Genomic DNA, 11,823 nt, shown 5'->3' on the forward strand with positions numbered 1-11,823 from the left:
GCAATCGATTTCGGCCTGTATAATGCCGCGGCAATATTTTATCTGTTTTAATCGCCCCCAGGTGGAGATATTGCAATGCTAAGAATCACTAAAGAAGCCCTCACTTTTGACGACGTTCTGCTCGTTCCTGCTCACTCCACTGTCTTACCGAACACTGCTGATCTCAGCACCCAACTGACGAAAAACATCCGTCTGAACATTCCTATGCTGTCTGCTGCAATGGACACCGTGACCGAAGCGGGTCTGGCGATTGCACTGGCGCAGGAAGGTGGTCTGGGCTTTATCCACAAAAACATGTCGATTGAGCGCCAGGCAGATGAAGTTCGCAAAGTTAAAAAACACGAAAGTGGCGTGGTGACCGATCCGCAAACTGTACTGCCAACCACCACACTGGCGGCGGTGAAAGAGCTGACCGAACGTAACGGCTTTGCGGGCTATCCAGTAGTAAACGCCGACAATGAGCTGGTGGGCATCATCACCGGCCGTGACGTGCGTTTCGTGACTGACCTGAACCTGCCGGTTTCTGCTGTGATGACGCCGAAAGAGCGTCTGGTCACGGTGAAAGAGGGTGAAGCGCGTGACATCGTATTGCACAAAATGCACGAAAAACGCGTTGAGAAAGCACTGGTTGTGGATGACAGCTTCCACCTGCTGGGCATGATTACTGTTAAAGATTTCCAGAAAGCCGAACGTAAACCTAACGCGTGTAAAGATGCGGAAGGCCGTCTGCGCGTCGGTGCAGCGGTTGGCGCGGGTGCGGGCAATGAAGAGCGTGTTGATGCGCTGGTTGCGGCGGGTGTTGACGTGCTGCTGATTGACTCCTCACACGGCCACTCTGAAGGTGTGCTGCAACGTATCCGTGAAACCCGTGCAAAATATCCAGACCTCGAAATCATCGGTGGTAACGTCGCGACGGGTGCAGGTGCATTGGCACTGGCCGAAGCGGGCGTGAGCGCGGTGAAAGTCGGTATCGGTCCTGGCTCAATCTGTACCACGCGTATCGTCACTGGCGTAGGTGTTCCACAAATCACTGCTGTTTCTGATGCGGTTGAAGCACTGGAAGGCACCGGTATTCCGGTTGTGGCTGATGGTGGTATTCGCTTCTCTGGTGATATCGCCAAAGCGATCGCGGCGGGTGCTGCGGCTGTGATGGTCGGTTCTATGCTGGCGGGTACTGAAGAATCTCCTGGCGAAATCGAGCTGTACCAGGGCCGTTCGTTCAAATCTTATCGCGGTATGGGTTCACTGGGTGCGATGTCTAAAGGCTCTTCTGACCGTTACTTCCAGACCGATAATGCCGCTGACAAACTGGTGCCAGAAGGTATCGAAGGTCGCGTAGCGTACAAAGGCCGTCTGAAAGAGATCGTGCATCAGCAAATGGGTGGTCTGCGCTCTTGCATGGGCCTGACCGGTTGCCCAACCATCGACGATTTGCGTACTAAAGCCGAGTTCGTGCGCATCAGTGGCGCAGGCATCAACGAAAGCCACGTGCATGATGTGACCATCACCAAAGAGTCACCGAACTACCGCATGGGTTCGTAATCCCGTAAGATTCAACGCCCGGCACCTGCCGGGCGCTTTTATTATTAAGTCCATCCCAATGGAAACGCCTCAATGACGACTGAAAATATTCATAAACATCGCATTTTGATCCTCGATTTTGGTTCTCAGTATACGCAACTGGTCGCGCGCCGCGTGCGTGAGCTGGGCGTCTACTGCGAACTCTGGGCGTGGGATGTCACCGAAGAGCAGATTCGTAGCTTCAATCCAAACGGCATCATCCTTTCGGGTGGCCCAGAAAGCACCACTGAGCACAACAGCCCACGTGCACCAGAATATGTGTTCAATGCTGGCGTACCGGTACTGGGCGTGTGCTACGGCATGCAGACCATGGCGATGCAGTTGGGCGGCAAAGTTGAAGGCTCCAACGAGCGTGAATTTGGTTATGCGCAGGTTGAAGTGATGACCCAGAGCGCGCTGGTGCGTGACATCGAAGATGCCATCAGCGCTGCCGGTAAACCGCTGCTCGACGTGTGGATGAGCCACGGCGACAAAGTCACCGCCATCCCAGCCGGATTCGAAACCGTTGCCAGCACCGAAACCTGTCCGTTTGCCATCATGGCCAACGAAGAGAAGAAGTTCTACGGTGTGCAGTTCCACCCGGAAGTGACGCACACCCGTCAGGGCCTGCGCATGCTGGAGCGTTTCATTCGTGACATCTGTGGCTGTGAAGCACTGTGGACACCCGCGAAGATCATTGAAGATGCGGTTGAGCGCCTGCGCGTGCAATGCGGCAATGACAACGTCATTCTCGGTTTGTCTGGCGGCGTGGATTCATCTGTAACCGCGATGCTGCTGCACCGTGCGATTGGCGATCGACTGACTTGCGTGTTCGTGGATAACGGCCTGCTGCGTCTCAACGAAGCTGAGCAGGTGATGGATATGTTCGGCGACCACTTTGGTCTGAACATCGTGCACGTTGCCGCTGAGGACCGTTTCCTTGACGCGCTGGCAGGTGAGAACGATCCAGAAGCTAAACGTAAAATCATTGGCCGCGTATTTGTTGAAGTGTTCGATCAGGAAGCGTTGAAGCTGGATGATGTGAAATGGCTGGCGCAGGGCACCATCTATCCTGACGTGATTGAATCGGCGGCATCTGCCACCGGTAAAGCGCACGTGATCAAATCGCATCACAACGTGGGCGGTTTGCCGAAAGAGATGAAGATGGGCCTGGTTGAGCCGCTGAAAGAGCTGTTCAAAGACGAAGTGCGTAAGATCGGTCTGGAACTCGGCCTGCCATACGACATGTTGTATCGCCATCCGTTCCCAGGCCCAGGTTTGGGCGTGCGTGTCCTCGGCGAAGTGAAGAAAGAGTACTGCGATCTGCTGCGTCGTGCGGATGCTATCTTCATTGAAGAACTGCATAAAGCTGACCTGTACAACAAAGTCAGCCAGGCCTTCACCGTGTTCCTGCCAGTGCGCTCTGTTGGCGTAATGGGCGACGGTCGTAAATATGATTGGGTTGTTTCACTGCGTGCAGTAGAAACCATCGACTTCATGACCGCGCACTGGGCGCACCTGCCGTATGATTTCCTCGGCCGCGTCTCCAACCGCATCATCAACGAAGTGAACGGCATCTCTCGCGTGGTTTACGATATCTCTGGTAAGCCACCGGCCACGATTGAGTGGGAATGATTTTCCTGCTTCGTGTTTGAATCACTAAAAGCCCGCGTAACTGCGGGCTTTTTTCTGTCTTAAAATCGCTATTTGGTTCCTGGCGCATAGTAAGTGAATACAAACTCACCCGTTACGTTGCATGATGGCCGGTGAATAATGACTCATCAGGATGCCGTAAATGATGCCATTGAAAGCCTTTCTACTCTCATTCCTCTGTATTGTGCTCCTCTCCCTGGCGGCTAGTCTGGCGCAGGCGACGCGCACCGGTGAATTAACCAGTGAACGCGGCGGTTGGGCGACGGCACGACGGGATTCTGCCGGGTTAGCGCCGGACCCGCACCAATATGCCAATCTGGCTATCGTGCAGGTCTATGCTGCGCCCACTTACGGTTGGAAGGGCGTTGTCGCCGTGCATCCGTGGATCATTTTCAAGCGTGCAGGTGAGACCCAGTACAACCGCTATGAAGTGATAAGCTGGGGCGGCGGCGACAAGGTACGACGCAATTCCAATCTGCCTGATGGCTACTGGTACGGTGCGAAGCCGCACTTGCTGGTGGAGCATCGTGGTAAAGACGCCGAAGCCATGATTCCGCAAATCGAAGCGGCGATAAAATCCTATCCGTGGCCAGATACCTATCACGCGTGGCCGGGTCCCAACAGCAACACTTTTATGGCGCACATTGGCCGTGAAGTACCTGCGTTGAAGCTGGATTTGCCTGCCAATGCGTTAGGCAAAGATTACCGCTCGCTGTTGCACCCCATTGGCTTACCGCCATCGGGGCGTGGATTACAGGTGTCCTTGCTGGGTGTGTTAGGCGTCACGCTGGGTGCGGAAGAAGGGTTGGAATTGAATGTGCTGGGATTGAATCTGGGGCTCGATTTCACGCCATTAAAATTGCGCTTGCCGTTTATTGGCGGCATTGGCCAAGATAATCTGCAAAAGGACAATCCGTGATAGTCTGCGTTCACGTTGCGCAATAAATTACGTAATGCCACTCACTTAAGCCAATGAGTGCGTATTTAGCCCGGTACGCATGAATGCGCACCCTACGAAAATCGTACCGAACAATGTAAGGGCGTCATTAATCGTACCGAACAATGTAAGGGCGTCATTAATCGTACCGAACAATGTAAGGTTGTCAGTAACCGCACCGAGTAATGTAGGGGCGCCATTCATGGCGACCGAAACGCACTTAATTGATAAGCATTACGCAATAAATTACGCCGCTATGGCAGGGGGCAATGGCCGGTAGCGGCGCGATTTATCGCGCAACCGAAGAGCATCAGCAGACGCCGAAATCACCTTCTTCGTGATACAAGGTGACGCTATCCGCTCTGACTTCAATTTCGCGCTTGATGTGGTCATCGATGCGCGCGCACCACAGCAATTCACCTTCCACCCGCGTGACCTGCATCTTCGGACCACCGGTTTTCGACTGCACGATATCATCAATTTTAAACATGCTTTTTCTTCTCCATCAGGTCAGTGATAGCGCTAAGTGTATATGCGCTTTAACTTAGCTGCGCTCGAAATTGTGCGCTGGTTTCCAACAACAAAATCAAGATGCCAACACAAGACCGTTCTTGTTTTTAGTGCCGTGAATTTTTTTGAGATAGCATCTACATAACCAATGAGGTTGTCAGTTGACAACTAAATATTCAAGGGATATGGTGGCATGCAATGTCAGAAAGGAAGCGACACCCGCACAAAGAAATTGAAAGTGTTCTGCGCTATGCCGAAGTACAGGGATGGAAAATTGTGCAAGGCGGGCATCATGCGTGGGGAAAAATGTATTGTCCGGAAATTCAGCAGAGTGTCGGTGTGGTGATGACTGCATTGCCTGCATCTGGAGTACGCCAAAAAGCCCTGAAAATCACGCAAGAATGTTAAAGCGTGTCGTAGATAACTGTTCAAGGGTTAAATGATAAGGATCAAAAATGGAATTTGAATTCACGTTGCGTTTTCAGTTGAGTGAAGTGGTTTCTGATGACGAAGCCCTGGAACGACTCGGTGCTGCAGGTTGCACGGATGCGTTGGTGGGCACAGGCGTTGCCGGAAAATTCAGTCTGATGTACTGCCGGGAAGCGGGAAGTGCACAGCAAGCTATTCGCGATGCTTTAGCCGAAGTCACCCAGGCTTTACCCGATGCTGAACTGATTGAAGCCGCCCCTGATCTGGTCGGCCTCACGGACATTGCCGAGTTGATCGGCGTGTCACGTCAAAACATGCGTAAACTCATGCTCGCTCATAGCCCGCAATTTCCGCGCCCCATCCATGATGGTAAAACCGCGCTATGGCATCTTATTGATGTGGTGGAATGGTTAAATCAACGAGGTTCTTTACGTGTGTCTCCGGGCATCAGCGAATTGGCGCGCGCAACGTTGCAACTGAATCTGCAACAAGCATTGCAACTTTACGCGCACTGTCTCTAAATTTAGTGATGCAGCAAAAACACCGTCGCTAAACCGAGGAATATAAAGAATCCACCGGTGTCAGTGATGGCGGTAATTAGCACGCTGGAGCCCACCGCCGGATCGCGTTTCATCTTGGTCATGATTAACGGAATCAGTACGCCCATTAATGCCGCGAGCAGCAGGTTAAGCACCATCGCCAGCATCATCACGCCGCCAAGTGGCAGGTTGTCGTACATTAACCACGTAATACTGCCCATAATCCCGCCCCAGAACAGGCCGTTAATCAGCGCTACGCCGAGTTCACGCACCACCAGGAATGAGAAGTTACCCGGTTCGACCTGATGCAGCGCTAAAGCGCGCACAATCATGGTGATGGTTTGATTACCGGTATTACCACCAATACCGGCGACAATCGGCATCAGTGCCGCCAACGCCACCAGCTGTGAAATGGTCTCTTCGAACAAGCCGATCACGCGTGAGGCGATAAACGCAGTACACAGGTTGATAGCGAGCCATGCCCAGCGTTTACCCACGGCTTTACGCACGGGTGCAAACACGTCCTCGCCTTGGCTGATACCGCCCATTTTACGAATGTTGCTTTCGTTCTCTTCGTTGACCAGATCGATTACGTCTTCCACGGTAATACGACCAATCAACTTGCCTTTAGCGTCGGTCACCGCAGCTGAGATCAGGTTATAACGTTCAAAAGCACTGGCCGCCTCTTCCGCGTTATCATTGAGTTGAAAGGTGGTGGGCTGAGAGTTCATCACATCTGAAACCAGCGTTTTAGGCTTGTTCAGCAGAATGTCAGTGAGTGATAACTCACCCAACAATTGGTTCTCTTCATTGGTGATAAAGATTTTATCGGTCCCATCGGGCATGCTTTTTCGCTTACGCAGAAAACGCTGTACCGTAGCGAGCGTGACGTCGGATCGCACCGTCAGGATATTGAAATCCATCACTTGGCCAACGCGGTCGCGATCCAATTCGATCACTTCCAGCAATCGTGCTCGTAGGTTTGGCTCCAGCGTGGCCAGCATGCGTCCGGTGAGGTCGCGCGGCAGATAGCGCGCCAGATATACCTGATCGTCGATGTCCAGCGGCTCAATAGCGTGCAGAATCTCGCGATCAGTCATACCTTCGGTCAAGCTGGCCCAAACGGTTTCCGAAGCTTCAACCAGCACGCGACCGCGCTGTTCAGTGGGCACCAGCCGCCATAAAGCCAGACGCTCTTGTTCGGGTAACGCTTCGAGGATATCGGCTAAGTCAGCAGCATGCAGATGTTGGAGTTCATCTTCCAGCTGATGTCGCCAGTCGGTAATCTCTCGCAGCTCTGCGGCGTTAAGATCGACTGATTTATCCAATAACACATCAACGAGGTCATCCTCGCTGAGTAGTAGGTTGAGAATTCGCTGGCGGGTTTCTGTTAATTGTTGTGCATACGGTGCAGACATAACGCGTCCCTTGTGTCTGTAAAGTCAGGTCAAAGTGTAGCGCGTTGCGGGTAATCAGGGCGTATTAAGCAGCATTGTCACAAAAGGACAATGTGAAGGAGCAACGAAAACCCGCAAATGCTTTAGCGCGGATCGCTTATGCTCAGCGTTGTCACCGGCTCAGGTAAGGCTTTCTTTTGCTGATGATGCTCAATGGCACCAGGAATGATGAAAATCAGACGGCCAACCAAAATAAAGAAACTGATCAGCAAAATAATGCGAGTCATGGTGCCGGTTTTGGGACGTCTTCGTGCAGGTATGGCGCTGTTCACGCGGGGTGGTTCCTGTAAATGCCCATTGGGCGGTAGCAACATTTAGTCACAGTTAGATCTTCAGGTCAATCGCTGTGTGAAAAATGAGCAGTATGAGTTAAAGCTACATTGATTAATATCAGATCAGGCCGCATGTCGCGGCCATTTCATCAGTAGCTGGCTTTCTGCGCGAGAAGCGTGGCGAAGCGGTACTTGATGCGGTTACCGTCTTCATCGCGACGGTGCAATTCCCCGACATCCTCGTTGTACTTCACGATATGCCAGTTGCGATAGTAGTCGCTCAGTTCACCCGATTTAAACGCAAACGGGAAACCTTGTGAGTTCGGATAATCATCCGTGCTCATTGCCGCCACGATCAGGTTGTAGCCATTTTTCACGGTACTGGCTTGCATGTCGGCTATTAGCTGCGGAATGGTTTCCGGCTGCAGGAACATCATCACCACGGTCGAGAACACAAACTGGTAGCCGCCGTTAAAGCGAACCTGATTGAGATCGCACAGTTCGGTGCGAATCTGCTGCAGATTCTCTTGCTGAATAATGCTATTCAGGCGCTCCAGACTCTGGGGATTGCTGTCCCAGCCCGTGACGTCAAAGCCGTGTTGGTTGAGGAACAGGCTGTTACGACCCTGGCCGCAACCGAGATCCAATGCCTTACCCACTTCAAGTTTTGGCAGTGCGGCCAACACTTCGGAGTGGGTCGGCGTCAGACCATATTTTTCCGCATAAAAATTGTCAGGACGAATTGTCATAGCGCTACAGCGGGCTGGCAGCCCGCGTTACTCCTCTTCCAGCGTCAGTTTCCAGCCGGTGACATCATTCCAGTAGGCCTGTTCGCGTTCCAGATCCAGCTGTACCAGCGTGTTCTGGCTCAGATAGCCCGTAGGAAACTTCAGCGTCCAGCTGCCATCATCAGTGGTCAGCTTCAGCGAATCCGGTTTGGTGGTCGCCTGGCGCTGATTATTCAGCAGCGTGCCCAAGCGCAGCAGGAACATCATCGGCAAAAACTGTTTCTTTTTGAACAAGGTGAAACGTGGCATTTCATCCTGCTTCACCGCTTTACGATGGTAGCGTACCAGCGTCGCCAGCAGCATCTGTTGATCCTGGTTAAAGCCTGGCATATTTGAGTTCTGCAGGATGTAGGCTGAATGGCGCTGCATACCGCTATGATTGATGGTCAGACCCACTTCATGCAGCAGGGCAGCCCATTTCAGCAGGGCGGACAACTGCGGATTGGCTTGTTTCGGGTTCTGATCCAGCCACTGCAAATAGAGCTGTTCAGTGGTGTCCAGTACACGACGAGCCTGGTCGCTATCAATAGCATAATGGTTTGCCAGGCTCTGGGCGGTACGGCTACGAATATCCTGATGGCGGAAACGTCCCTCCATCTCGTACAGCACGCCCTCGCGCAGCGCGCCGTCCGACAGACGCAATTCGCGGATCGCCAGTGCATCAAACACCCCGCAAAGAATCGCCAGACCGGGCACAAACACCGCTTTACGCTCTTCCGACAAGCCAGGCAAGCTGAGGGCGTTGAAGGATTTATGCTTCAGCACCTCAGCCACCAGCATTTCGAGCGTTTCTGGCGTGATGAGCTTCTCTTTCTCGCCCATCGCCAGCAGCACTTCGCAGGCGGCTTTGATCGAACCCGAGGCACCTAAAGCATATTGCCAGCCGTGCAGACGATACTGCCAGGCCATGGTTTCCAGCTTCTGCGCCGCAGACAAACGTGCACGACGGAAATTCTCTGGCGAGATCTCCCCTTTCGGGAAGTAGAGATTGGCAAAACTGACGCAACCCATACGGCGGCTTTCCACCAGCTGCGGCTCAAAATCTTCACCAATCACCAGTTCCGTGGAGCCGCCGCCAATGTCGATCACCAGCTTACGGCCTTTCTCCGGCTGCGTATGCTCCACGCCCATGAAAATCAGGCGGGCTTCTTCATTACCGGAAATGACCTCAATCGGATAAGGAATCACTTCGGCTGCACGCTGCAAAAACTCTTCCGCATTGGTGGCAATGCGCAAGGTGTGCGTGCCCACAATGGTGACGTTCGCCGCGCTGAATCCCTGCAGACGTTCAGCAAACAGAGCCAGGCAGCTTAAACCTCGCTCCATTGCCTCATCACTCAGGCGATTTTGCGCATCCAATCCATCGGCCAGATGTACGCGCTGTTTCAGACGCCCCAACACTTGCATCGCGCCATCCACCACACGGGCTATGACCATGTGGAAGCTGTTTGATCCGAGGTCGATGGCCGCAAACTCTTGCGGCTTAGGCGTACTTTTATGGGAAATTGGCATAGGCGTTATTCGGGTTGTTCCAGTTTCTTGATGTAATCGTAAATGGCCAGCTGCGACCGCACCTTCTTGCGATTGCCGCGCGAAACATAACGGTTACTCAGTTCTTTGTCCACGATGCGGGCTTTCACCGTATCACTCAACAGAATGGTGATGATATCCAGTATGCGCTGCTTCACTCGCGGATCGAGGATCGCAACCGCCACTTCAATACGGTGGTCAATGTTGCGCGTCATCCAGTCTGCGGAAGAGAGGTACACCTTCTTCTCACCGCCGCTCTCAAAAATATAGACGCGGTCGTGCTCAAGATAACGGTCAACGATGCTCGTAATGCGAATATTTTCACTGATACCCGGTAAATCAGGGATCAGAGAACACATGCCGCGCACCAGCAGGTTAATCTTCACCCCTGCGGATGAAGCGGCATACAGCCGATCAACCAAACCATTATCGACCAGGTTATTGATTTTCAATGTGATGCCAGCCGGTTTCTTCTGCTGCGCATTGGCGATTTCGGCATCAATTAACTTGTACAGCATATCGCGCGAGTTCTGTGGTGATACCAGCAGATGCTCGAACGACACCGGGCGATACGGGTTTTCAATAAAGTTAAACACGCGGCGCACTTCGTTGGTGATGCGCGCATCGGCGGTCAGCAACGAATAGTCAGTATAAATGCGCGCGGTTTTTTCATTGAAGTTACCGGTGCCGATATGGGCATAACGCACAATTTCTTCGCCCTCAAGGCGTGAAATCAGGAACAGCTTGGCGTGAATTTTCAGACCCGGTGCAGAGAAGATGACGTGCACACCGGCTTCGGTCAGGCGTTTAGCCCAGCGAATGTTGGCTTCTTCGTCGAAGCGTGCCTGCAATTCAACTACTACGGTCACTTTCTTGCCGTTGTAGGCCGCGTGAATCATCGCATCCATGATGCGCGAGTTCTTAGCAACGCGATAAATGTTGATCTTAATTGCCAACACGCTCGGGTCGAAGGACGCCTGGCGCAGCAGTTCCAGTACGTGCTCAAAGGTGTGGTACGGGTAATAGAGCAGCACATCGCGATTACGAATCGCGTCGAAGCCGTTGCGGAAACCGTCAAAGCCGATGTGGCGAATTTGCGGCAGAGGGCGGTTTTCCAGGTTGGCCTTACCCACGTTCGGGAAGCCGATAAAGTCTTTGAAGTTATGGTAGCGGCCGCCCGGCACGATGGAGTCATAGTTCGAAATCGACAGCTTATGGCGCAACATCTCTACCATTGCATCCGGCATATCGCGCTGATACACAAAGCGCACCGGTTCTGCATTAAGGCGCTGCTTGAGGCTGGATGACATCAACTCCAGCAGGCTCGATTCCATCTCCGTGACCAGATCGTATTCGGCATCGCGCGTCATCTTCATCGAATAGGCATTCAGCGTGTCGTAATCGAAGAAGCCTTTGAAGATTTCATCGAGGCAGTAGCGCAGAATGTTATCGAGCAGGATCATTGGCTTGCGACGACGTGGCGATTCAGCCGGCAGATTGATAAAGCGCGGCACTTTATCTGAAGGGATCTCCAGCAGTGCATAGCGAATATCGTCGCCGCGAATAATCTCCACCGCCAGATAGGTGTAGTCATCTTTTAGGAATTCGATCAAATCGGTGTCGTGGTTAATCAGAATCGGCGTGACGTGCTGGCGTAATTGATGTTTGAAGTATGAGCGCAGCCACTCTTGCTGATTCGGCGACAGTTGGCGTTCGTTGATCAGGAAGATCTGATTACGCGCCATCTCCAGCAGCAGATCGTTGTACAGCGCATCGAACTCTTGGTCCGACTTCTGCACTCGCAACTGGATTTTCTTTAAAATATGACGCAATGAAGTCGGTTTACCCTGTTCTTCAATGATCAAGATCCGGCGTTTTAAGTCGGCAAAACGCACCTTATAAAACTCTTCCAGATTGTTGGAATAGATTCCCAGGAAGCGCATGCGCTCAATTAGCGGGTTACTTTTGTCCGCCGCTTCCTGTAAAACACGTTCGTTAAAGCTCAACCAGCTTAATTCTTTTTCTATATACAGCTTTTCCTGACCCATTCTGACTCCGTGAGGCTGTTGCTGGACGGATTGTCCGGCGGGAAAATCGCAAAAATGCGTTACCGCTCAGTGTCCGTCACCATTATGGCGAGAGTATGGC

At 52.5% G+C, this 11,823-nt stretch carries 11 protein-coding genes; 5 read left to right on the forward strand and 6 right to left on the reverse strand.

Annotated elements, in window-relative coordinates; all coding sequences use genetic code 11:
* The first annotated feature begins 75 nt into the window (after positions 1–75).
* The 3 genes from guaB (at position 76) to HA51_RS19040 (ending at position 4,132) form a co-directional block, all read left to right on the forward strand.
* Complete coding sequence (gene guaB / locus HA51_RS19030; RefSeq protein WP_084936159.1) at positions 76–1,542, forward strand: IMP dehydrogenase; 1,467 nt, start codon at positions 76–78, stop codon at positions 1,540–1,542.
* Between the two features lie 72 nt (positions 1,543–1,614).
* Positions 1,615–3,195, forward strand: coding sequence for a glutamine-hydrolyzing GMP synthase (guaA, locus tag HA51_RS19035; protein ID WP_084936160.1), 1,581 nt, complete (start codon positions 1,615–1,617; stop codon positions 3,193–3,195).
* Between the two features lie 160 nt (positions 3,196–3,355).
* Positions 3,356–4,132 (forward strand): DUF3750 domain-containing protein, encoded by a 777-nt coding sequence (locus tag HA51_RS19040; RefSeq protein ID WP_084936161.1) that lies wholly within the window; start codon positions 3,356–3,358, stop codon positions 4,130–4,132.
* Between the two features lie 328 nt (positions 4,133–4,460).
* On the opposite strand, the gene HA51_RS19045 is transcribed toward HA51_RS19040, so the two are convergent.
* Complete coding sequence (locus HA51_RS19045) at positions 4,461–4,640, reverse strand: DUF2158 domain-containing protein (protein ID WP_084936162.1); 180 nt, start codon at positions 4,638–4,640, stop codon at positions 4,461–4,463.
* Between the two features lie 218 nt (positions 4,641–4,858).
* Between HA51_RS19045 and HA51_RS19050 the strand changes: the two genes are divergently transcribed.
* Both HA51_RS19050 and HA51_RS19055 read left to right on the forward strand, forming a co-directional pair.
* The gene (locus HA51_RS19050; protein WP_425435766.1) at positions 4,859–5,068 is read left to right on the forward strand and encodes a hypothetical protein; all 210 of its coding nucleotides are present in this window, start codon (positions 4,859–4,861) and stop codon (positions 5,066–5,068) included.
* Between the two features lie 47 nt (positions 5,069–5,115).
* On the forward strand, positions 5,116–5,610 hold the full coding sequence (locus HA51_RS19055; RefSeq protein WP_084936163.1) for a helix-turn-helix transcriptional regulator: 495 nt from the start codon (positions 5,116–5,118) through the stop codon (positions 5,608–5,610).
* Between the two features lie 2 nt (positions 5,611–5,612).
* Here HA51_RS19055 and mgtE read toward each other — a convergent pair whose 3' ends face one another.
* The 5 genes from mgtE to ppk1 all read right to left on the reverse strand — a co-directional run bounded on the left by mgtE (position 5,613) and on the right by ppk1 (position 11,723).
* Positions 5,613–7,046 carry a magnesium transporter gene (gene mgtE / locus HA51_RS19060; protein WP_084936164.1) on the reverse strand — a complete coding sequence of 478 codons (1,434 nt, stop codon included), beginning with the start codon at positions 7,044–7,046 and terminating at the stop codon, positions 5,613–5,615.
* Between the two features lie 122 nt (positions 7,047–7,168).
* Positions 7,169–7,357 (reverse strand): YfgG family protein, encoded by a 189-nt coding sequence (locus tag HA51_RS19065; RefSeq protein ID WP_084936165.1) that lies wholly within the window; start codon positions 7,355–7,357, stop codon positions 7,169–7,171.
* A gap of 149 nt (positions 7,358–7,506) precedes the next feature.
* Positions 7,507–8,106, reverse strand: coding sequence for a tellurite resistance methyltransferase TehB (tehB, locus tag HA51_RS19070; RefSeq protein ID WP_084936166.1), 600 nt, complete (start codon positions 8,104–8,106; stop codon positions 7,507–7,509).
* A gap of 27 nt (positions 8,107–8,133) precedes the next feature.
* A complete protein-coding gene (ppx, locus tag HA51_RS19075; RefSeq protein WP_084936167.1) occupies positions 8,134–9,657 on the reverse strand; it encodes an exopolyphosphatase in 1,524 nt (507 codons plus the stop codon).
* 5 nt (positions 9,658–9,662) lie between these two features.
* Complete coding sequence (ppk1, locus tag HA51_RS19080) at positions 9,663–11,723, reverse strand: polyphosphate kinase 1 (protein WP_084936168.1); 2,061 nt, start codon at positions 11,721–11,723, stop codon at positions 9,663–9,665.
* Between the last annotated feature and the right edge of the window lie 100 nt (positions 11,724–11,823).

Origin of the sequence: Pantoea rwandensis (genome assembly GCF_002095475.1) — a bacterium.
Taxonomy (GTDB): Bacteria; Pseudomonadota; Gammaproteobacteria; order Enterobacterales; family Enterobacteriaceae; genus Pantoea; species Pantoea rwandensis.

Bases quoted from the DNA above. Each gene is read 5' to 3' on its own strand.
- HA51_RS19050 (WP_425435766.1), top strand. From the start codon at position 4,859: ATGTCAGAAAGGAAGCGACACCCGCACAAAGAAATTGAAAGTGTTCTG.
- HA51_RS19045 (WP_084936162.1), bottom strand. From the start codon at position 4,640: ATGTTTAAAATTGATGATATCGTGCAGTCGAAAACCGGTGGTCCGAAG.
- guaA (WP_084936160.1), top strand. From the start codon at position 1,615: ATGACGACTGAAAATATTCATAAACATCGCATTTTGATCCTCGATTTT.
- guaB (WP_084936159.1), top strand. From the start codon at position 76: ATGCTAAGAATCACTAAAGAAGCCCTCACTTTTGACGACGTTCTGCTC.
- HA51_RS19040 (WP_084936161.1), top strand. From the start codon at position 3,356: ATGATGCCATTGAAAGCCTTTCTACTCTCATTCCTCTGTATTGTGCTC.
- mgtE (WP_084936164.1), bottom strand. From the start codon at position 7,046: ATGTCTGCACCGTATGCACAACAATTAACAGAAACCCGCCAGCGAATT.
- ppx (WP_084936167.1), bottom strand. From the start codon at position 9,657: ATGCCAATTTCCCATAAAAGTACGCCTAAGCCGCAAGAGTTTGCGGCC.
- tehB (WP_084936166.1), bottom strand. From the start codon at position 8,106: ATGACAATTCGTCCTGACAATTTTTATGCGGAAAAATATGGTCTGACG.
- ppk1 (WP_084936168.1), bottom strand. From the start codon at position 11,723: ATGGGTCAGGAAAAGCTGTATATAGAAAAAGAATTAAGCTGGTTGAGC.
- HA51_RS19055 (WP_084936163.1), top strand. From the start codon at position 5,116: ATGGAATTTGAATTCACGTTGCGTTTTCAGTTGAGTGAAGTGGTTTCT.